Raw genomic sequence first — 21,016 nt, forward strand, 5'->3', positions numbered from 1 at the left:
TCCCGCCCGGGGTCACAGCCCCACCTCCTCGGGGCCGGTCTCGACCAGGCCGGCCATCGCCAGGATCGACAGCAGCGGCGCCAGCACCCGGCGTGGGGTGACGCCGTTGGGGTAGGAACCGCCGCGTTCCCGCCGGCCGGTCGCCGAGACGAAGTGCAGCGTGCATCGGGCGGTGTCGGCGACCGGCCGGAGCCAGGCCCGGCTGCCGTGGCGCCGCAGAAACGCGTACGCCTCCTCGCTCTCCCGTCCGAGGGTCGCCGCGATCCGTTGGGTGGGCGGCGGGTTGAGCAGCCAGGTCGCGACCTCGGGTTCGAACCTGACCAGATCGCTCTTGTTGAGCACCACCGTCGACGGCGTCATCACATAGCCGTCCGAGCGCGGCACCCGGGAGAGCACCGCGGCGAACGCCTCGTCGCCCAGGTCGCGTTCCCTGATGCCGATGCGTTCGCGGTGCGCGTCCAGCTCCGGCAGCCGCAGCGCGCGCAGCGGGTCGACGACAAAGACGAACGCGCCGGCGCCGGCCAGGAAACGGGTCGCCTCGTCGTGGCCCTCCAGATCCTCGCCGGCCAGGTCGAAGAACATCAGCGGCCGGGTCTGGCCACGGCTGGTCAGCAGCAGGCCGTCGGCGAACTGGGCGAACCGGGTGGACGCCGTTCTGGGCAGCACCTTCCCGTCGCGCAGCGGCTGCAGCCGCTCCCGGACGAAGCGCTGGTGCCATTCGGGGTTGAGGGGTTCGGCGGTGATGCCGTACGGCTCAAGTCCGCCCTGTTCGATCTCGCTGATCATCGCGGCGAGCAGATGCGTCTTACCGCTCAGCGAACCGCCGACCGTCACGATGGTGAGCGGCTGGCCGTTCCGCAGATAGGGCACCGGCAGATGGTGTTCGTCGATCCCGCTGGGGTTCTCGCAGCGCTGGAACGCGCGGCGCAGCATGTCGTTCCGCCGCAGCTCGACCGGCTCCTCGGACGGGGTGAACGGCTCGTAGTCGCCCTGGTCGTTGGGGAGATGGAGGCTGTTCTCGTCATAGCGGACCGGGCCGAGGCAGTAGGGGCAGAGCACCTCGGGCGCCTCCTCGCGGGGCGCCGGCTCCTCCTGGAACGCGGCGTCGGGCCCGGCGTCGCCCATGGCGAACCGCGCGCCGACCCCGCCGGAGGGCGGCGCGTCGACCCGCGGGCCCCAGCGTCGGCGGGTGCCGAACCGGCGGCGTTTCTCCGCGACGAGCCGTGCGTACTCGCCCTGTTCCGTCGCCGCCTGGGCGTGGGTGGGCACCGGGTCGGGGTGGTTCAGCAGCTCCAGGATCTCGGCGACGGTGCGACGTTCCCCCGCCCTCCGGGCGAAGGCGCGGCCGTCGCGCAGCGCCGTCAGCTGGGGGTAGGCGTCCAGTTCGGCGGGCGGCTCCGAGGGCGGGCCCGGCTGACCGGAGACCGCTGCGTAGAGCACCCGGGCCACGCTCCACAGATCGTCGCGCGGGTCGGTGTGCCCCTGCCCTTCGAGCTGTTCGGGCGATGCCCAGGGGGCCTCGCCGATCGGCATCCTCGGATGGCCGACCGGCAGCGCCCCATGGGGCTCGCCGATCCTGACGCTCTCCCCGCTCCACCAGACGGTGGCCGGGGCGATGGTCCGGTGGACATGTCCGGTGCGCTCCAACAGCCTTGCCGCGACCAGCAGTTGGCGCATGACCACGGCCAGCCGCCGGCCGCTGGGCCGGGCCGCGAGCAGACGCGTGGCGCCCGGCGGCGGCGGCTCGTAGAGGACGAACGGCTCCTCCGCGTCCAGGTCATGGCCGACGACGCGCAGAAAGAGCCCCGGGTGCTCGCCGCGCCGATGGGCCCGTTCCAGCGCCACGGCCGCGTTGACCTCGTGCTCCAGCGCCTCCCTGGCGCGCAGATCGCCACGGGCCGAACGGGGCAGCCGGTACTGCCGCACCACCCAGCCCCGGCCCAGCCGGATCACCCGGCCGACGACGGGCGCCCGGAACGGCAGGACCTTGTCCGGACCGAACTCGGCCTTGAAACGCACCGGCCCGCCGGTCGGCGTCTCGAACTCCAGATCGTCGTGATCGAAGTCGTCGGAGCTGTTCACGGCGTGGGCCCTTCCGATCCGGCGCGCGGGGCGCCGACGAACCCGGGGCGCAGCGGCAACAGCCGTGCCACGCCGGTGAAACGTCCGCTTCTGGTCCAGACGACGTCCTCCCCCGCGGTGTCCCAGCCGTCCGGCCAGCCCCGGTCGGTGCGCCGCACCGAGGCCGGGGCGAAGCAGACGCGGCGGGCCGCGGTGGGTTCGCGGGAGAGGGCGTTGCGGTGTTCGCGGGTGGCCAGCGGCCGGCCCCTGGTCTCGGCCCTGGCGGCCAACAGGGACCTCGCGGACTCGTCGTTCAGGCCGAACAGGGCGGCCGGGCCCGGGCGTTGGCCCGGGTCGGGCAGAAAGGCCGGCGGCGGCGCCGGATCGTCGGCGAGCCGGTCGCTCTCCTCGTCCAGCAGCGCCGTCATCCGCTCGACGGCGGCCTGGGGTTCGAAGTCCTCGGGCGCGGCCTCCAGCGCGCCCCACAGTCCGCCCAGCACATGGATGCCGCCCGCGGTGAGATCGCCGGCCAGGGTCTCGACGAGCGCCTTGCCGCCGTCGCCCGTCTCGCGGCGCAGCCAGGGCGGTGTCGGCGCCTCGGCCGGCACCGGATCGGGGACGGCGGCGCCGGCGCCGGGGTCGAGCTGGTCGTCGTCCCAACGGTCCCAGCTGTCCCAGTCGTTGGCGGCCGCTCCCGCGCGCTGGGCGCCGGTGTGGTCGCTGTCGTCCGTGCCGTTCTCGTCCTCGATGTCCCAACCCCCGCCACCCCGGGGGTCGTTGGCCCAGTCGTCGGCGTCGTCGTCCCAGCCGGAGGCGTCGGCGGGGTCGTCGGCCGGGGGCCGGAAGCGGCCCGTCGGGCGCGCCTCGGCTGCGGCATGGCGTTCCGCCGTGTCCGCCATGGTGCGCAGGGTGCCGGACACGGTGTCGGCGGTGGCCGCGCAGTACTCCCTGGCGTCGCGGAGGAACCAGTCCCTGAGCGCCGTCTCCGTCAGCACCTCACCGATCGAACGTCGCCATCCTTCCGCGCGTTCCGGGGCGGTGGCCTCCCACCAGTCCTCGACGGCCCTGGTCCACCAGCGCTGCCCGAGGAACACCAGGCCGACGAGGGACAGCGCCAGGGCGGTCGCGGCGAGCCAGGCCGGCGGCCCGAGCAACTGCCCGACCAGGGCGCCGGCCAGGCCCCCGGCGATGCCGCCGAACAGCCGGCCCCCCGTGCCCTCCACGCCGCCGTCCCGGCCGCCGTCGGTATCGCGGTTGGGGCGCCGCCGCGCCAGATAGGTCGACAGGCCGGCGCAGGCCAGGCCGAGCGCCGGGCCGAGGAGCCAGCCGGCCCCCGGCCACAGGCCGGCGAGCAGCGCCACCGCCCCGCTCTCGGCCGCGTTGACCCGGCGCAGCGGCGAGCCGAGCGGGAACGGTCGGGGGTGCCGCAGCTCCGTCCGCTCCTCGGCGGGGCAGATCTCCTCAAGGTGGGTGATCCTGGCGACGCTGCCCACCGGGTAGGCGCGCTGTGCGAGGGCGGCCAGCCGTGCCGCCGCCGACCGCAGCGACACCCCGCGACGCAGCTGCCCCTCGGTGTAGGAACGCAGCGCGGGCCCGACGGGCTCGCGGGAGCCCTCCGCCGAATCGGGCAGGCTGACACCGAGTTGGAAGAGCAGATCCCGCTGGTCGGCCCTGGCCTCCTCGGCGTCGCCGCGCTTCAGCGTCTCGACGGCCGCCTGCTGGTAGGCGTCCAGCGCGTCGGCCAACTCCCAGAGCCGGCTGGGCAGATCGACCTGGCGCACCGCTCCGTTGAACGGTGCCAGCGGGTGGCGGACCAGATCGAACGAGTCCTGGGCTGCGGTCAGCGCCGCCGCGCAGGACTCGTTCCGATCCCGGAGCCGCCCCACCAGCCAGAGATGGCCGGAGAGACTGCGTGGCACCTCCTGGCCCACCAGCGGGGCCAGTTGGGCGGGGGCGTCGCCGAGCGGGCCGGTCACAAAGGCCGCGACCGGGGTCTCCTGGCCGACCAGCCGTTCGACGGCCTCCCGCCAGACCCGCCCACGGGCGGCCACCGAGAGGGACTGCTCCAGCACGTCGAGCGCCGGCACCGCCACCCCCTCGGCGATCCCCGCCAGCGCGTTCAACACGGCGTCGAAGACGGCGGGTTCGGCGAGCAGGTCCATCAGCGGGCGGAGCGCGTCGTCCACCGGAAGAGCGTCGTCGCCGCAGGTCGGGTCGGGCACCCACAACACACCGCCCCCCGGGGGCCGCAGCGGCATGGGGCGGCGCAGCACGGACGGCCCGAGCCGGCCGGGCTCGTCGGCGGCGTGCTCGCCGGCGGCCTCGGGCGCGCCGACGGCCACACAGAGCGTGGGCACCGGGTCATGGGCCAGCAGATCTTCGTAGAGCCGTTCGTGGCGCGGGAGTTCGGTGAGCGAGTCCAGCACCAGGAACCGGTCGGTCTCCCGCCGCCGCGCCTCGGCCACGGCCGCCGTGGCGAGCGCGTGGCCGCCGCGTAGGTCGAGACGGTGGATCGAGATGGTCACCAGGCCCCCTCCCTCGCCCCACCGGCGCCGCCGTCCAGCGGGTCTTCACCGGCGGCGCCGGCGTCACCGTCGGCACCGTCGGCGAGTTCATCGGTGAACTCGTCCGTGAAGCCCGCGAAGCCGGTGCCCCGCGGGCCGGCGGGCGCCTCGTCCCGTTCGTCGGTGAAACGGTCCCTGTGCTCGTCGGTGAACGCGTCCTCGTCGTCGTCGGTGTAGCGCGTGTTCCGCCCGGCGGCGGGCGGGGGGGCCGGGTCCTCCGCGAAGCGGTCGTCACGGTCGAAGCGCTCGAAGCGCTCGTCGTGTTCCGCGTGGGCGAAGGCGCTTCTGGGGTCGGTGGCCGGCGGCGGGGCCTGCGTCTCGTCCTCCCAGTGGCGGGCGCGGGGGCGGTGGCCGGGTCGGGGGCGGCCGCGGAAGCCGTCGTCGGGGCGGGAGTCGTGGCCGGCCCCGCGGCGGTCCTCGTGCGGGGTGAACGCCCGGTTGCCGTAGCCGTTGGGGCCCTCGTCCGTCACGGTGGCGGGTTGTGCGGTCGCCGGCGCCTCGTCGTGCCACTTGGGCTGGGCGCGGCCATGGGCGTCGCCCAGGTTGCGCCGCTTCCGGTCCGCCGCACGCAGCAGCTCCCACAGCGAGCGGCGGGTCGGCTTCTTGACGCCGGGGAACGGGAGATGGAGGGCGCCGTCGAAGGTCTCCATCCAGAAGTGGCGGCTGGGGGCGAGCCATGCCTCGTCCTCGCCGTCCCGTTCCTGGCCCAACTCCCTGATCAGTTTGAGCTGTTGCGGGGCGACCTCGTGGACCAGCAGCCTGAAGAGCCGGGACGGCGCCGCCGGCGATTTGGTCAGGCCCTTCGGCTGGGCCTGCATCAGCCGCCCGCAGACGTCGTCGACGATCGAGCCCTCGTCCAGCAGCGCGAAGCGTTCGTAGGCCCGCAGCAGGTTCACCCAGCTGGAGACGCCGTCCTCCGCCTCGTCCAGCTCCAGGGTCATCGTCGCGGTTCCGCCGTCCTGGAGCAGGAACCTCAGGGCGCGGGGGGAGGCCGGGTCGCCGGCCCACTGGACCTGGCCGTTCCAGACCATGCACAACAGCCGGTGCAGGATGCGTTTCCGGTCCTCCTCGGTGCTCGCCAGCCAGTCGTCCTCGTAGCCGAGCCGCTGCCGCCAGTCGAGGGCGTCCTCGGGGCTGGCCAGGTCCCTGGCGTCCGACCAGAGGCGCAGCACCTTGCCGACCTCCGAGATGTCGGTGAGGCTCATCCCGCTGCGGAACAGCACCACGGTGATGGAGTCCGTCGGCACCGCCCGGAACTCGATGGTCTGCGCGGGCTCCCTCGGCAGGCTCAGCGCCTGCGCGAGATAGCGTTCGGCGCGCGACAGGGCCTGGGTGGACGGGTGCACGATCAGGATCTTCAACGGCCCGTTGCCGTCGGGGACAAAGCCGACCGACAGCAGCCCGGCCAGCTGGGAACGGAACTGGGTCAGCCATTTCCCGTCGATGGCGGAGCCCATCTCCGCCTCGCCGGCGGCCGCCAGCAGCAGATCGCCGAGGGAGGGCAGCAGGGGCCGCTCGTCCAGCACGCTGCGCTCGGTGAAGAGCCGCTTCACGCGTCCCTCGATGACCTGCTTGACCTCCCTGACCGCCTCGTCGGGGGACCGGCGCACCAGATCGAGGGCGCGCTGCCAGACGGACGGCTCGATCATCCGCTCCAGCAGGCCCGCCGCCTCCGAGCCCTCGGGGAGCCCGTACTGCTGCATGAGCCGCTCGAACACGTCGTCGTAGAAGGAGCGGAGGGAGTCCTGCGGGGGCAGCAGGTACGAGACGCCCTTGCGGTCGTCGCGGTACAGCTCCTTGCGCCGGTCGGCGAAGAGCCGGCTCTCCTCCTCCTCGTGCGACTGGAGCGCCCGCACCAGTTCGCCGGTCTCCCGCACGGCCCTGGCCAGTTGGGGACGCCAGCGGCTCTCGTACTCCTTCCACGCCGCGTGCCAGAGCTGGTTGGCCCGGTAGCGGTACCACGCGTTCTGGTCGGCGACGCACGCCTGGACGTCCGCGTCGCCCCAGCGGGCCGGGGTGATACCACCCAGGCTGCGGCGGATCGGCGGCACGCTCGGCGGGGTGAACTGCACATGCTCGGGTCGTTCCGGCTGGTTGCGCCGGTTGTCGAGCATCCCGACGAGGCCGACGGCCGCGACTCGGTCCTGGTGGTCGGGCACGCCGGTGAGCACCTTGTCCAGGTGGAAGGGGCCGAGTTGGGCCAGCAGGCCGCGGGTGGCGGCGGCCGGGCGGAACTCCTCCACCAGCCGAGGCATATCGCGGTTGAGATCGGATTCCAGACGGCGCAGCGCGTCGTCCATGTCGTCCTGCCGGTCGCGCAGCGCCTGCCCGATGGCCCGGCCGCCCCTGGGCAGCGGGTCGGGGTCGGCGATCGGGCGTGGCTCGCGTTCCCAGAGCGGGCCGATGCCGGCGCTGCGGAACATCTCGGTGACCCGCCCGCGGCCGTCGGCGCTGTGCCGGCGGGCCTCCTCGGCCATGCCCCGGACGCCGGCGGCGAGCAGCCGTCCGGCCACTATTTCGGCGAGGTCGTCGACGGGCACGGTCAGCGAGGCGGCCAGGCTGGTGGACATCCCCCGGTGGCCGATGCCGGACCGGGAGGGAGTGGCGCGCTCCACGGCCTGGTTGACGAAACTGGCGGCGAACGACTGGAAGTTGCCCTCGGCGCGGCCGGTCGCCTGGTCGTCGCCGAGTTCGGTGCCGATCAGCGACATCACGATGGCGCTGATGGAGCGGCGCAGATCCTCCGGCTGGAGGCCGACGGGCCGGCCGAAGAGGATCGCGGTCTGCATGGTCGACGGGCGCAGCGTGACGACCTCGCCGCCCGGGTAGCGAATCCCGGGGCCCTGCGGCTGGAGCACGTCCCCGAACTGGTCGGGGGCGTCCGGCGCGTTCTGGCTGTCGACCAGCCGGGAGATGTCCACCAGCGCGCGGCTGGCGTTCAGCTCGGCGGCCCGGCCGCCGCCGGCCTCCGGTGGGAACGCCGACGGCATCACCACCAGCGGGTAGATCTTCACGCCGTCCATGGACTGCTTGAACGAACGCTGGAACTCGCGCCCGATCAGATGCAGGAAGTCGTAGAAGATGCCGGCCCCGGTGCCGCCGGACACGGAGAACGCGACAAACACGTCGCAGCCCTTGATATGTCCGCCGCCCAACTCCCGCAGATCGCCGCCGGAGTGGCCGATCGCGCCGATGGCGTCCCGCAGTGGCCTGAGCACCGGCTCCAGGCCCTCGCGCAGGGTGGCGAAGAGCGCGGATCTGCCCACCGTCGGCAGCTGGCCGGCGCCGGCGTGCAGCGGAGCCACCCGTGGCTCGCCGACCGTCGGCGGCAGCCACTCCGACACCTCGTCGTGGACCGAGACCCGCAGCGTCCTGGTGACCTCGGGCGAACTGCTCATGCCGGCGGGCAGCAGATCGTGGATGGCGCGCGAGGTGTGGGTGTAGGGCGCGGCCTCGGAGCCCCTGGTGCTCAGATGCGGCAGCTGGTTCAGCTCCGCCTCGCTGTAGTCGGCGTAGACGAACTGGATGCAGTCCGGCAGCTGGAACGGGGCGCGTTGGCCGCCGTTGGTCAGCAGGGTGCCGTCGGGGCCGCAGAGTTCACGGCGGAGCGTGCGTTCCAGCTCGGCGCCGATCCGGTTTCCCGTGCCGCCCAGCCCGACGAACAGCACGGGTTGGTAGATCCTCATCTCACGTCCCTCGTTTCTCAGAAAACGGTGTCGTCGGGCGGCGGCGAGCCGGACGGGCGGGGGCCGCGGGGCGCGCCCGGCGGTCGGGGGCCCGGTCCACCGGGGGGACGGCGCAGCCGGGAGAACAGCCCGCCGCCACCTCCCTTGTCGTCCCGGCGGGCGTCGGGCGCGCGCACGACGATCCAGGCGTCGTCACCGACCGGGAACTGCTGGCCCGAGCGCAGGTCACGCGCCGAGCCACGGGGCGGTTTGATGCGGAACGTGCCGTCAGAGCGGCGCCGCAGCTCGTACACCGAGCCACCGGGGGAGCGCACCACGGTGAGGCCCGGATGGCTGTTTCTGCCGCGCTCGACGCGGAAGTAGAAGACCAGCGGGTTGCCCCTGATCTGCTGTTGGTCGGCCGGGCGCTCGTTCTGTCCCAACTCCACGGTGTGGCCGCCGAGTTTTTTGCGCCGCTGGTCGGCGGTCCACCAGACGGCGGCCAGGGCGCCGGCGACCAGCAGCGCCACCACTCCCGCGATCACCGCCCACCGCCATCGGTCCCACCAGGTGGGCGGGGCGGTGACCACCGCGTCGAGGAACGTCTGGTGCACGGGGCGGTCGTCGTCGGTCTCGTCGATGACGGTGACCGTGCCGCCGACGCCGCCGAGCGGCACATCGGGGCCGAAGGTGATGGTGAACGGGACGGTGCGGCCGGTGCCGGGCTCGGCGGTCACGGTGGGCGGGTCGATGCTCACCGCGCCCTCGCCGGTGTCCCGCAGTTCGAGCCGCAGCTCGTGCGGCCTGCTGTCGTTGTTGTCGACCCGCACGGTGCCCTGGAGCTGGCCGCCCGGGTGCAGTTCGGCGTCCTCAATGGTGACGACGCCCTGGAGCAGCGGCGTTCCCTCGGTCACCCGGGTGGGCAGGGGGCGTTCGTCGGCGATCACGCCGGGCGCCGCCATCTCGCTGGTGAACTCCAGCTGGCCGACGGCGGTTTCGGGCACGGTCAGCTCGCCGGTGAACACCAGGTCGCCGGCCTGCCGGTCGCCGCCCTCCCCCTCGTCGCCGAGGGGGATCTCCACCGGCTCGAAGCCCTCGCCGGTGAGCCGCGCGGTGGCGTACACCCCGGCCAGCTGCTCGGGATCGTCGATGGTGACGTTCTCCCTGGTCTGCAGCTTGGCCTCGACCAGCACCGACTCCCCCGGGTGCGGCGAGGGCGGGGTGACCGTGACGGAGGACAGGACGCGGCCCTGCCAGATGGCGCTGACCGCCGCCTCCATGGCCGGTCCGTCGTCGGCCGGCTCCAGATGCACCGTCCAGGTGCCGGGCTTGGGATCGCTGACGCGAAGCGCCTCGACGGCGGTGTTCTCGCCGCTGATCTCGAAGGTCGACCCCTCGAACTCGCCCTGCTTGGGCACCTCGCGCCCGTCCGGGTCGAGATAGGTGACGTTCACGCCGGGATCGCCCTTGGCGACGGTGATCGATCCGTCGGTCGCGATCGGCGGGATGAAGACGTCGAGATCGACCGGCGGCACGCCCTTGTCGCCGATCTGGACGGCGGCGCAGCGGGCGGCGGCGAACGTCGACTGGAGGGATTCCAGCAGATCGCCCGAGTTCTCGACGACCCTCATCTCCGGGATGGCGTCCGGCAGGTTGGCGCAGCCCTCGACATAGCCCGATTCGGCCATCTCCTGCAGGGCGGCCTCGTCGATCTGGTCGCCGAAGCCCAACGGCCAGATCTGGATGCCCTGTTCCCTGGCCTCGGCCAGGGTGTTCCGCAGCGCGGCGCGCGCGTTGTTCTGGCGGGCGTCCGGCGAGTCGCCGTAGTTGCGGCTGTCCGTGACGTCGAGCCGGCCGTCGGTCAGCAGGAATATCACCCGGGGCGTGTCCGGATCGCCCTCGGCCAGCCGTTGCACGGCCTGGGCGAGGGCCGCCGGATGGTCGGTCCCCGGGCCGACGACCGCGCGGTCGGGGGAGGCCAGCTCCCGCACGCACTCGCTGATCGACTGTCGGCCGTCGGCGTCCAGTTCGGTCCGCTGGCAGGCCTCTATCGCGGCGACCTGGCCCTCCTCCTCGGCGCTGCCGAAGCCGATGACCAGGGCCTGGGACTCCTGCGACAGCTCCGCCTGGGCGATGGTCGTCGCCGCCTCGACCTCCCGCCGCAGATCCTCCTCGGAGAGGCTGTCCGACTGGTCGATGACGATGGCGAAGTCGATCGGGTCGACCTCGGGGGGCCGGCCCTCCTCGTCGTCCTGTGCGGTGGCGGCGGTGGGGAACGTCAGCAACGGGGCGGTTAGCGCCAGGGCGAGACCCGCGCCCAGCAGCGCCACCCGGCGCGCGCCGCGCCTGCGGCGGCCGTCTCCCGTGCGCGCGGGTCCGCGCGTTCCCGGTCTGCTCATCACTCGTCCCAGTCGTCGAAGTTGTCGCTGGCCCGGCCGGCGCGGCGGGCCGCGCCCCGGCTGTCGCGGTCCGCCCGGCGGTCGCGGTCCGCCCCGTCTGCCCGGCCTGTCCTGTCAGTCCGGTCTGCGCGGTCCGTGTGGTCCGGGCGGTCGTCCCAGCCGTCGGGGTCGTCCCGGGGGTCCCGGCGGGCGCCGTCCCCGGTGTCGGGCACCTGGTCGGGCTCGTCGTCGCCGGCCCAGAACGGGGGCGGCCGGCGGGACGAGCCGTCCGCCGGCGGGAGTTGGGGGTTGAGATGGCGGGCGGCCAGCACCTGGTCCATGGTGTTGCCGACGACGCCGTCGGACCTGGCCCGCAGGTACTGGATGACCTCGTACATGTGCTCGCCGATGTCGTGCCGCTCCAGATGCCCGCTGTCCAGCATCCGGCTGAACAGCTCGATCGACACCTGCTGCTCCTCGCGCCACTCCTGACGGATGAGGTTGCGGATCTCCAGCTCCCGCCCCGGCTCCCTGGCCATGAACCCGGCGATCTGCCCGATGTTGCCGCGCCGCAGCATGTCCTCGAACTCCTTGGCGCGCAGCGCGATCCGCTCCGACTCCCACGCCTCGCGTCGCCCTGTGACGGTCAGTTCGTGCTCCAGGTCGGTGTGTTCCCGTTCGCGGCCGACGACCCGCTCGCTGAGGTCGATGAAGACATGCACCTTGGTCCGCAGCCCCAGGTCCGTGCCCAGGGCGAACCGCCCCGAGGTGAGCTCGGCCCGGACCGCCCGGTCCACACGTTCCGCCTGGGTGAGCGTGAACTGGCGGGACACATCGCGCAGTCGCTCCAGCAGATCGTCGCGGAGCAGTTCGGCGGCGTCCCACACCTGGCGGTCCACCACCAGCCGGGGGTCGTCCACCTCCCAGTGGACGCGGGCCTGCGCCTCGAAGAACTCGGCGTCGCCCGCGGCCGGCAGGCTGATGTCGAATTCGGTCACATGCCGGCCGAGCGCCACCTCGAACGCGGTGAACGGGCCCCGCAGCCAGGGCTTGTCGTAGTCCTCCCGACGGTCGGGCCACAGCACGGTGTGACCGCCGTTGGGGTACCGCAGCACGGCGATCACCTGGCCGCTCTCCCGCTTGTACGGGGTCGGGCACTCGCGCAGCAGCGGCCCCAGCGGGGCCTTCCGGCCGCCGGCGCGGTCGGACCGCCGGCGTTCCCCGGGCCGGTCCCGGTGTGCTCCCCGTTCCATCCGCTCGTCCCGATTCTTTTGTCCGTCGTGTCCGTCGCGTGCGTTCCGTTGATTCGGCCGGTTTCCGCGGTCGGCCTGGGCTGCCCTGTCACTCACCGGTCGGTCTCCTTCCTCGTGCCGCGTGCCACAGCCGGTGCGCGACGTCTCTGTTCAACGGCCGGTCGGGATCGCGTACCTGCCGGTCGAGCAGATGGCGCAGCCGATCGCGGTCCCGGCCCTCGAAGGCGAGGCGCGGCAGGAAGCCGACGAGCGTCGCCAGCTGCTCATCGTCCGTCGCGGCCCGCCGGATCCAACTGCCCATCCCGTCCAGGGCCGGCGCGGCCGACCTCGGGGTGGCGAGCGTGTAGCCGACCAGATCGGCGACCCGTCCCGCCGCCGCCGGCCGGGTGGCGATCAACGCCCCGACGAGCGGCCAGGCCGAGCGCCGCTCCAACTCCGGGTTGTCGCGCAGCCCCCACAGGAACGTGACGGGGGTGCGGATCGCCCGCAGCAGGGCCAGCAGCACCAGGTCGGCGTACTCGCGGCGGCCGTCCCGCAGCCAGCGACCCAGGCGTTCGATCACCACGTCGGGCTCGGGACCGGCCAGCAGCCGGGTCACGCTCAGCGAGACGGCGGCCAGCAGCGCGCCGTCCTCGTCGCGGCGGATCGCCTTGCCCAACTCGTCGAGCGAGGCGGCCACCGAACCGGCCGCGATCCCGTATCCGTGGGCCACCACGGCTGCCTGCCGCAGCCCGAGGTCGGGCCCCTTGGCCCACTGCTTCAGCAGGCTGCCGACGGCCGGCCGGACCTCCGGCTCGTAGGCCGCCTGCGCCAGCACGGTCGCGACGGCCAGCCGGGGCCCGTCGGGGTTGCCCAGGGCCATGGGCCGCACGATGTCGCCATAGCCATGGAGCCAGTCCCAGGAGCAGAGCACTCCGGCGGCCACGGCGGCCCGCACCCACACCTGGGGGCGCGGGTCCTCGCACAGCTCGCGCAGCCAGCGCCCCACCGGGCCACGGGCGGAGTGGTGACCGTCCCACACCTCGCGCAGCACGGCCGTGGCGAGCCCCTGGCCTCGGAAGGCGATGACCCGCGCGGGCGCCGGCGCGAGCCCCAGATCCACCTCGTCGTCGAAGAGTTCGGCGCGGGCCAGGGCGGGCCGTAACTCGGCATGGGTGCCGAAGAGCCGGCGGCCCGGCGGGTTCTCCGGATCGAGCGTGATGCCCAGCTCCCAGGCCAACTGGTCGGCGGCCTCGGTGACCAGCCCGTAGGGCGATCCGTTGAAGACCGCGACGGCGATCCGGAAGGCGGCGGACCGGAGCACCGGCATCGCCGCCGGTAAGTGCCCGGGACGGTCGGCACCGGCGAACCAGAGCCGCGCCTGCCGGGTCACGAACCCGGCGCAGGCGGCGCGCAGCTCCTCGTCCGTCAGCTCGCCCAGCTGGTGCCGGGCCAGATGGTCGGCGAGATGGGCGGCCTCCGCCGGATGCAACTCGGCGAGGCCAAGGGCCTCCCTGACATCGGCCCGCCGGGCCAGCTCCTCGGCCGCCGGCAGCGATCCCGCCGGGGCGCCCCGCAGCCGCTGCCGCAGATGACGGCCGAGGACCTCGCGGGCCGGCGGCGGAACGTAGCCCACGCCATGGCGTCCGCGCAGCAGCCGGTCGGCCAGATCGCCGCTGCTCACCACGATCACCATCATGGCGCCGACCCTGGTCAACTGCGCGCTGAGCCGGTCGAGATGCATCTCCATCAGCGGTGGGCCGCCGGCGTCCGGCGGGGACCCGCCGGTGGACGCGGGGCCGCCGGTCGGGGCGGTGGCGGCCACCGTCTCCTCGTCCGGGAGCTTGAGCAGATAGCCGGTGCCCGCCCGGAACATGTCCTCCGTCAACACCCGGGGATCGGTTGCGGGATCGAGCCGGTTGACGCCCTCGGGGGCCAGCTCGGCCAGCAGCGTCAGGGCGGTGGAGACGCGTCCGCTGCCCGGCTCGCCGCAGAGGACGAGCAGGTTCTGGGCGCGCAGCCGCTCCTTCATCCGGCCGTAGCCGGGCGCCGGGAGGTAGACGGCGTCCAGCCGGGTCAGCGCCTCGGGCGGCACCGGGCCGTCCATCAGGGCGGGGACGCCGGCCTCCGGCAGCCCGATATAGAAGTTGTTGCCCTCGATGTACTGGTTGTCGCGGCCGACATGGAAGGTGCGCTGGGAGGCGAGGTTGTCCCTGGCGGCGCGTGCCGTGCCGGCGCCGCCGGCGTCCTCGCCGTCGCCCAGGCCGCCGACCGCCGAGCGGAACGCGTCGGGCGGTTCCTCCGGCCGATCCTCGTTCCTGTCCTGGTCGGACGCCTGGCGCTCCCCGTCCCGGGCGCCGTCCGCGTCTCTGCCGGCCGGGGCGGCGGCCTCCGCCGGCTCGGCGGCCGGGGATTCGGCCTCCGGCTCGTCCTGGTCACTCATGCCGCTCCCCCCTCCCGTCGTCCTCGGGGGCCTGGGCCTGGTCCGGGGCCTTGCCGATGCCGGTGAACGGGCCCTGGAACACGTTGTCCTGGAAGACCTGGTTGTCACCGCGCACGTGGAACACCTGTGCCGGCCTCGGCCTCGACCCCGCCGGCTTGGCGGCGGGCGCGGCGGGCGCGTTTCCCGGCGCGTTTCCGGGGGCGATCCCCGGGGCGTTCCCGGGCGCGTTCCCCGGCGCGGGCCGGTCGGGGAGCAGGAACCAGGCCGTCTCGTCCGTCTCCTTGTTGCCGACCCGCTGCGGGACATAGGCGTCCGGCTCGATGGAGCGGCCGCCCTCGCGGACCACCGTGCGATACAGCGGATCGGAGACCACCAGCAGGAAGTCCGCGCCCGCCGCGTCGATCGTCCGCTTGGCCGTCGCGCTGTCGCAGAGCCGGCAGGTGAGATCGACCGCACGTCCCACCAGCCCCTCGGCGTCGATCAGCACGGGACCCGAGTGCATCGCGACGCGTAACCGCAGCGGCACCCCGCCCGCGCGGTTGTGTTCCCGAACGCCCTGGCGCAGCCCCTCCACCCAGCGGCCGACCAGATCCGCCGGCGGGATCGACGGCTCGACGACGGCGAGGATCCCGTCGCCCCTGTCCTCCCTGCGGAGTTCGCCGGGGAGCACGCCGATGACATCGCCCGCCTCGTCGAACGCCCGGTACATCGCGCTCCGCAGGCTCTTCTTGGCGTCGAGGGCGAGCCGGCCCGAGCCGCAGGCGTCGACGGAGATCACCAGCCGGTTGAGCGCGCGGCCGGAACCGTTCCCCCGCTGTTTCCCCGGCCCGCCGCCGGGTTGTCTCCTGGTGCTCATGGTCCCGCCCCTTCGCGTGGTGGTGCGTCACCGACGAGTCTGCTCACCCGCTCCCCTTCGCGATGTGGCCGTTTACACACCTGGTACGAAATCGCCTCGGCGGTCGCTTCCCCCGCCTGCCGCCACCCCGGCATCCCCCGCCCTCCCCGTCACGTCAGTTCCCCGTCAGGTCAGTTCCCGTCACGTCAGCTCCCCGCGCTCGGCCAGCAGGCGCAGCACCGGGAGATTGGAGATGATCAGCCGCCTGGGCCTGGTGCGGATCACATCCTGTTCGCGCAGCACCCGCAGCGATTTGGCGACCGCCTCCCGGCTGGTGCCGATCGCCGCCGCCAGATCGTGCTGGGGCAGCGGCAGATCGACCACCGTGCCGCCCTCCACCTCGCGGCCGGTCCGCTCCGCCAGCTCCAACAGCCTGATGGCCAGCCGCCGCAGCACCGTGCCCGAGGCCAGCTCCCTGCGTTCCTGGTCCGAGCTGCGCAGTCGGGAGCTGAGCTGCCGCATCACCAGGGTGGTGGCCACCGGACGGGTGGCGAGGAAGCCACGGAAGCGGCCCCCGGGGATGGCCGTGGCGCGCAGCGCGCCCAGTGCCGTCACGGTGGCGCTGCGCGGCCGGTGGTCCACGGCGGCGAGCTCGCCCACCAGATCGCCGGCGCCTCGCAGGGCGAGGATGAGTCTGCTGCCCCGGTCCGTGTTGACCTGGGCGACGGACCAGCCGGAGAGGATCACCAGGACGAAGGTGGTGCGATCGCCCTCCTGGATCATGACCTCGCCGGGGGCATAGCTGCGCTGAGTGCCGAGACTGATCAAATCCCTGCGGTCCTGCGGCGGCAGAGCATCAAGGAAGGCACGCCCCTGACCGAAAAGACTCATATGAATTCCCGAGTTGAACGACCTGGCGAGCCATACGTTTCCCGATGTCGATCGTCACCCGGATTTCCCCCGTTGTCATCCGCCGTGCGTGCGCGAGGAGATGAGCGTAGGCCCAACATGCATGCCCCGCAAGGCGGTTCGCATCATCCACCACAGTGTGTGCGTGTTGGTGCAGAAACCCCGCATGTGCCGTTGGGTGAGGGGGAATTCAAGGGGGCCATCGAAAAGACAATCGAAAAAGTATACGTCCGGCGAAAGCTCCGCGGGGCACCCGTTCTCCGGTCCCCTTGGGAGTCGTCATCCGCTTTGTGCCGTGCGGGACCGCCTCCAGGTTCATTTTCGTGGCCAAGACGCGGGTGTGGCCTGCCGGTTGGAGTTCGCTCCAGCTGAGAGGCTTGGACCCGGGGCTGGCAACCGACCGGGGGGAAGGGCGATGGAGTTCCAGGTGCTGGGGCCGTTGGAGGTCAGGGAGAGCGGCCGGTCGCGGCCGGTGACCGGACGGCTGCGGGGGACGTTGCTGGGGTTGCTGCTGGCGCGGGCCGATCAGGTGGTGCCGGCGGACGCCTTGGTGGATGCGCTGTGGGGTGATCAGGAGGACGATCGCTCAGCTCAGCGACTGTACCTGCAGGTTCACCGGCTGCGGGCGTTCCTGGGCGAGCCCGAGCGGCTGACCCGGGTCGACGACGGATACCGACTGCGGTTGGCCGAGGGCGAGTTGGACGCGGAGCGGTTCGAGACGCTGGTGGTCGAGGGGACGGGCCTGGTGGAACGGGAGCCCAGGCGCGCCGCCGCGCTGCTGCGGGCCGGCCTCGGGCTCTGGCGGGGCACCCCGTTCCCGGGCGTCGAGGCGGGCGCGCTGGGTGACTGGGCCGTCCGGCTCGACGAGCGGCGACTGACCGCCCGGGAGTCGCTCTACCGGGCGGAGCTGGCCGGCGGCGCGGGCGCCGAACTGGTCGAAGGACTTGAGCGGTTGGCGCTGGCCCATCCCCTGCGGGAACGTTTCCACAGCCTGTTGATGGAAGCGCTCGACCGGGCCGGCCGACGGGAGGACGCGCTGGCGGCGTACCAGCGGGCGCGGCGGCTGCTCGCCGACGAGCTGGGCGTCGAGCCGGGGCCCGAGCTACGGCAGTCGGCGGCCAGGCTGCGCTCCGGCCCGACAGCGGGAAGAACGGCCTCGGGGATGCCGGGGCCGGGCGGTGGGCCGAGTCAACTCCCGTTGGAGAGCGCCGGGTTCGTGGGGCGGGAGGCCGAGATGCGGGAGCTGGACGCCCTGGTGTCCGCCTCGCCGGCCCCCGTGATGATCGCCGCGGTGGCCGGGACGGCCGGCGTCGGCAAGACGGCCCTGGCGGTGCGTTGGGCGCACCGGCGGCGGGCGCTGTTCCCCGACGGCCAGCTCTATGTGGACCTGCGCGGCTACGGTCCGGGCCAACCCCTGGCGCCCGAGGACGCGTTGGCCGGCTTTCTGCGCGCCCTCGGCCTGGCCGGCTCGGCGATCCCGCACGATCTCGACGAACGCACCGCGCGGTTCCGGACGTTGGTCGCCGGCCGGCGGATGCTGGTGCTGCTGGACAACGCGGCCGAGGTCTCCCAGGTGCGCCCGTTGCTGGCCGGCAGCCCGTCCTGCGTCACCCTGGTGACCAGCAGGGACGCGCTGGCAGGGCTGGTGGTCAGGGAGGGCGCCCGCCGGCTGGCGCTCGACCGGCTCAGCCATGCCGAGGCGCACGCCCTGCTGCGCCGGTCGCTCGGCGCGGAGCGGCTGGCCGCCGAGCCGGCCGCCGTCGACGCGTTGGTGGAACGCTGCGCCCGGCTGCCGCTGGCGCTGCGGATCGCCGCCGAGCTGGTGCGTTCGCAGCCGGGGCCGGGCGGGATCGCCGAGCTGGCCGGGGCGCTGGTGCCCCGGCGGCGCGCGCTCGACCTGCTGGACATCGACGATCCGCATACGGCGGTGCGGGCCGTCTTCTCCTGGTCCTACCGGCGTCTTCAGCCGCCAGTGGCGGCGGTGTTCCGGGTGCTGGGCGCGCATCCGGGGCCCGATCCGGACGAACACGCGGTGGCGGCGCTCGCCGGCACGGCGCCGCGTTCGGTGCGGCGCGCGTTGGATGTGCTGGTGCGCGGCCATCTCGTCGAGCGGTTGCCGAGCGGCCGCTACCGGCTCCATGACCTGCTGCGCGCCTATGCCGCCGAGCTGACCGGCACGCCGGACGGCGGCGGAACGGCCGAACGGGCGGCGGCGCTCGGCCGGTTGTCGGACTACTACCTGGCCACGGCCTCGGCGGCGATGGACGTGCTGCTGCCGAACGAGATCTTCCGCCGCCCGACGCCGCCCGTCTGGCCGGGCGCGGCGCCCCGGTTCGACTCGCCCGACGCGGCCAGGGACTGGCTGGACGCCGAGCGGACCAATCTGCTGGAGCTGTCCAGGATCAGCGCGCCGCGCCGCACCGTGGACCTGGCCGAGACCCTGTGGCGCTATCTCTTCCTCGGCGGCTTCCCCGACGAGGCGATGCACCTCTACACCAGGGAACTCGCGGCGGCCAGGACGCTGGGCGATCCGATTGCCGAGGCGCGGGCCAGGAACAACCTGGGCAAGACCATGGACCAGCTGGGTCTCGACGGTGAGGCGGCGCTGGACCATCTGCGTGGCTCGCTGGCCGCCTTCGAGCGGGCGGACCTGCCCGAATGGCAGTCGGCGGTCCGCAACAACCTGGGCGTCGCCCATGGCCGACGCGGTCAACTGGACGCGGCCGTCCAGGAGTTCGAACGTTCGATCGCGCTGGTCAGCCCGTCGGGGCCCTGGCCGCTCCGGCGGGCGCCCATGGTGAACCTCTCCCGTTGTCTGAAGGAACTGGGGCGCTACGAGGAGGCGTTGGGCCATCTCTCCGAGGTGCTGGACCGCTGCCGGGAGAACGGCGACGAGATCCATATCCCCAACGCGCTCACCGGGACGGCCGATCTGTTGCTGCTGACCGGTCGGAGCGCCGAGGCGGCGGGCCACGCCGAGGCGGGTCTCGCGCTCGCCCGCGAGCACGGGTTCCGGGCCGTGGAGGTGGACTGTCTGCGGGTGTTGGGCGTGTTCGCCCGCGAGCTGGGCGACCCGGCCATGGCGGTGGCCCGGCACGAGGAGGCGCTGGAGGTGGCCCGCTCGATCGGCTCCCGGCACACCCTTCTTGAGGCCCTGGACGAGTTGGCCGCCAGCCGGAGCGCGGCGGGCGATCCGGTGCGGGCGCTGGCCGCCTACCGGGAGGCGTTGGCCGTCGCGACCGAGGCCGAGCACGCGGCCGGGGTGGCCGGCGCCCGGGCGGCGATAGCCGCGCTCCTCGACCGGCACGGCGATCCGGAGGCGGCCGAGCCGGCCCTTCTCCCCTGAGTGCTTCGCCTGAACGCCCGCCTCCCGTGGGCGTGGCGGAGCGGGCACGACGGCCCGACCCCGGGGGAGGCGGGGCTCATCAGCGGCTTCCCTCCCGGTGGTTCGGGCCGACGGGCGGGGCCTCTTCGGCGGGCGGTGCCTCGTCGCCGGTCGCGGCGTTCTCTTCGGCGGGTTCGTCCGGGAGGGCGGCCGGGAGGGCGTTCGGGTGCGCGGCCGGGTGGGCGTCCGGGTGCGCGGCCGGGGCGCGCCTGGTCGCGGCGATCAGCAGGGCGATGGCGGGCAGCAGCACCAGCGCGCCGGCGAAGAGCGCGGTGCGGATGGTGCCGACCAGGCCGATCCAGCCGACGGCCGGGCCGCCGATGATCTGGCCGCCGCTGTCGAACATGTCACGGGCGGCCAGGCTGGTGGCCCGCACCCGGGAGTCGACCCGGCTGACGATCCAGCCGGTGACCAGCGGATAGGCGACCGGTCGCAGCACCTGCACCAGCAGATAGGCGCCGATCGCCATGGCGAAGCCCCGCGCCGACGCCATCAGCAGCACGCCCACCGCGATCAGCGCGGTGACGCCGAGCAGGGTGCCGGCGACCGCCGAGTGGCCGAGCCGGTCGATCCGCCGCTTGGCGATCTCCGTGGAGACGAGGCTGAGCAGCGCGACCCCCGCGGTGATCACGCTGATCCAGGTGGCCGGGGTGAGGCCCCACACATCGGGGAAGTGGATCTCCTCGATCAGGAACGCGCCCCAGAGCCGGTCGAAGCTCTCGCCCCAGGCACCGGTGAAGAAGAGCACCCCACCAGCAGCATGAATCCCGGCACCGCGAGGGTGGCGATCCGCGCCTCCCGCAGCTGACCGAGGAAGAGCCGCCAGGACCGGCCCACCACCCCGGACGGGCCGCCGTCCGCGCCGTCGCCGCCGTGCGGGACGGTGGTCCGCGGCATCACAAAGATCAGCAGCACGCCGATCAGGATGATCCCCACGCCGCCGGCGAGCAGCGGAACGCGCGGCCAACGGTCGGCGACCACACCGCTGAGCAGCGCCCCGCAGAGGGTGCCGAGCAGGGTCAGCTGGGAGGCCAGGACATAGACCGGGGTCAGCTTCCCCGCGTCGAGTTCGTCGGCTATCCACGCGTCCTGGGCGCCGGTGTGCAGCGCGGCGCCGACGCCGATGAACAGCTGGGCTATGAAGAGATTGGCGAAGGAAGGCGAGAGGCCCTGCTGGGCGAAGCCGGTGCCCAGCAGGATCCAGCCCGTGGAGACGCAGAGCCGGCGGCTCACCGTGTCGGCGAGCACCCCGCTCGGCAGCTGCGTCAAGAAGTACGCCAACTCGACCGAGGTGCCGAGCAGCACCAGTTCCAGCGGGTTGAGCCTGCCCGACTGGACGTAGTAGACGATCGCGGTGGTGCCGGCGAAGGAGCCCAGAAAGGACACCGGTAGCACCATTCCGAACAGGTACAGCCGGTAGGCGTCGACCCGTCGCCGCATCCGGTCGGACATCTACCGGTCCTCCTCGCACTGAGAGATGAGTGTTCGCGCCCGCCGCCACGGGTTCCTCGCACCCCGCGGCACCGGCGGGCCCGACGAGATCT

The 21,016-nt window shown here is 73.5% G+C and carries 11 protein-coding genes; 1 reads left to right on the top strand and 10 read right to left on the bottom strand.

The window, feature by feature from the left end:
- Positions 1–12: 12 nt before the first annotated feature.
- From AOM46_RS13525 to AOM46_RS13560, 8 genes are all read right to left on the bottom strand, one after another.
- The gene (locus AOM46_RS13525; protein ID WP_078856774.1) at positions 13–2,082 is read right to left on the bottom strand and encodes a hypothetical protein; all 2,070 of its coding nucleotides are present in this window, start codon (positions 2,080–2,082) and stop codon (positions 13–15) included.
- A complete protein-coding gene (locus AOM46_RS13530; protein ID WP_062210313.1) occupies positions 2,079–4,586 on the bottom strand; it encodes a hypothetical protein in 2,508 nt (835 codons plus the stop codon). Before AOM46_RS13530 ends, AOM46_RS13525 begins: the two co-directional genes overlap by 4 nt.
- Positions 4,583–8,311, bottom strand: a complete 3,729-nt coding sequence (locus AOM46_RS13535; RefSeq protein WP_067226170.1) for a tubulin-like doman-containing protein — start codon at positions 8,309–8,311, stop codon at positions 4,583–4,585. The genes AOM46_RS13530 and AOM46_RS13535 overlap by 4 nt, the downstream gene beginning before the upstream one ends.
- 17 nt (positions 8,312–8,328) lie before the next feature.
- The gene (locus AOM46_RS33165) at positions 8,329–10,689 is read right to left on the bottom strand and encodes a vWA domain-containing protein (protein WP_107080058.1); all 2,361 of its coding nucleotides are present in this window, start codon (positions 10,687–10,689) and stop codon (positions 8,329–8,331) included.
- On the bottom strand, positions 10,689–11,921 hold the full coding sequence (locus tag AOM46_RS34575) for a hypothetical protein (protein ID WP_062210320.1): 1,233 nt from the start codon (positions 11,919–11,921) through the stop codon (positions 10,689–10,691). The genes AOM46_RS33165 and AOM46_RS34575 overlap by 1 nt, the downstream gene beginning before the upstream one ends.
- 88 nt (positions 11,922–12,009) lie before the next feature.
- Positions 12,010–14,343, bottom strand: coding sequence for a hypothetical protein (locus AOM46_RS13550; RefSeq protein WP_062210323.1), 2,334 nt, complete (start codon positions 14,341–14,343; stop codon positions 12,010–12,012).
- Entirely contained in the window at positions 14,336–15,199 is an 864-nt protein-coding gene (locus AOM46_RS13555) for a hypothetical protein (protein WP_234313765.1), read from the bottom strand. Before AOM46_RS13555 ends, AOM46_RS13550 begins: the two co-directional genes overlap by 8 nt.
- Positions 15,200–15,379: 180 nt before the next feature.
- Positions 15,380–16,069 carry a Crp/Fnr family transcriptional regulator gene (locus tag AOM46_RS13560; protein WP_062210326.1) on the bottom strand — a complete coding sequence of 230 codons (690 nt, stop codon included), beginning with the start codon at positions 16,067–16,069 and terminating at the stop codon, positions 15,380–15,382.
- A gap of 433 nt (positions 16,070–16,502) precedes the next feature.
- Here AOM46_RS13560 and AOM46_RS34580 point away from each other — a divergent pair, with 433 nt between their 5' ends.
- Complete coding sequence (locus AOM46_RS34580) at positions 16,503–19,433, top strand: BTAD domain-containing putative transcriptional regulator (RefSeq protein WP_062210329.1); 2,931 nt, start codon at positions 16,503–16,505, stop codon at positions 19,431–19,433.
- 79 nt (positions 19,434–19,512) lie between these two features.
- Here AOM46_RS34580 and AOM46_RS13570 read toward each other — a convergent pair whose 3' ends face one another.
- Together AOM46_RS13570 and AOM46_RS13575 are read right to left on the bottom strand one after the other, a co-directional pair.
- Positions 19,513–20,220, bottom strand: a complete 708-nt coding sequence (locus tag AOM46_RS13570) for a hypothetical protein (RefSeq protein ID WP_062210331.1) — start codon at positions 20,218–20,220, stop codon at positions 19,513–19,515.
- Positions 20,160–20,924 (bottom strand): MFS transporter, encoded by a 765-nt coding sequence (locus AOM46_RS13575; protein WP_062210334.1) that lies wholly within the window; start codon positions 20,922–20,924, stop codon positions 20,160–20,162. The genes AOM46_RS13570 and AOM46_RS13575 overlap by 61 nt, the downstream gene beginning before the upstream one ends.
- Between the last annotated feature and the right edge of the window lie 92 nt (positions 20,925–21,016).

The organism is Streptomyces sp. NBRC 109706, from assembly GCF_000974485.1.
In the GTDB taxonomy this organism is placed as follows: domain Bacteria; phylum Actinomycetota; class Actinomycetes; order Streptomycetales; family Streptomycetaceae; genus Streptomyces.

Bases quoted from the DNA above. Each gene is read 5' to 3' on its own strand.
- AOM46_RS34575 (WP_062210320.1), bottom strand. From the start codon at position 11,921: ATGGAACGGGGAGCACACCGGGACCGGCCCGGGGAACGCCGGCGGTCC.
- AOM46_RS33165 (WP_107080058.1), bottom strand. From the start codon at position 10,689: ATGAGCAGACCGGGAACGCGCGGACCCGCGCGCACGGGAGACGGCCGC.
- AOM46_RS13555 (WP_234313765.1), bottom strand. From the start codon at position 15,199: ATGAGCACCAGGAGACAACCCGGCGGCGGGCCGGGGAAACAGCGGGGG.
- AOM46_RS13560 (WP_062210326.1), bottom strand. From the start codon at position 16,069: ATGAGTCTTTTCGGTCAGGGGCGTGCCTTCCTTGATGCTCTGCCGCCG.
- AOM46_RS34580 (WP_062210329.1), top strand. From the start codon at position 16,503: ATGGAGTTCCAGGTGCTGGGGCCGTTGGAGGTCAGGGAGAGCGGCCGG.
- AOM46_RS13575 (WP_062210334.1), bottom strand. From the start codon at position 20,924: ATGTCCGACCGGATGCGGCGACGGGTCGACGCCTACCGGCTGTACCTG.
- AOM46_RS13535 (WP_067226170.1), bottom strand. From the start codon at position 8,311: ATGAGGATCTACCAACCCGTGCTGTTCGTCGGGCTGGGCGGCACGGGA.
- AOM46_RS13550 (WP_062210323.1), bottom strand. From the start codon at position 14,343: ATGAGTGACCAGGACGAGCCGGAGGCCGAATCCCCGGCCGCCGAGCCG.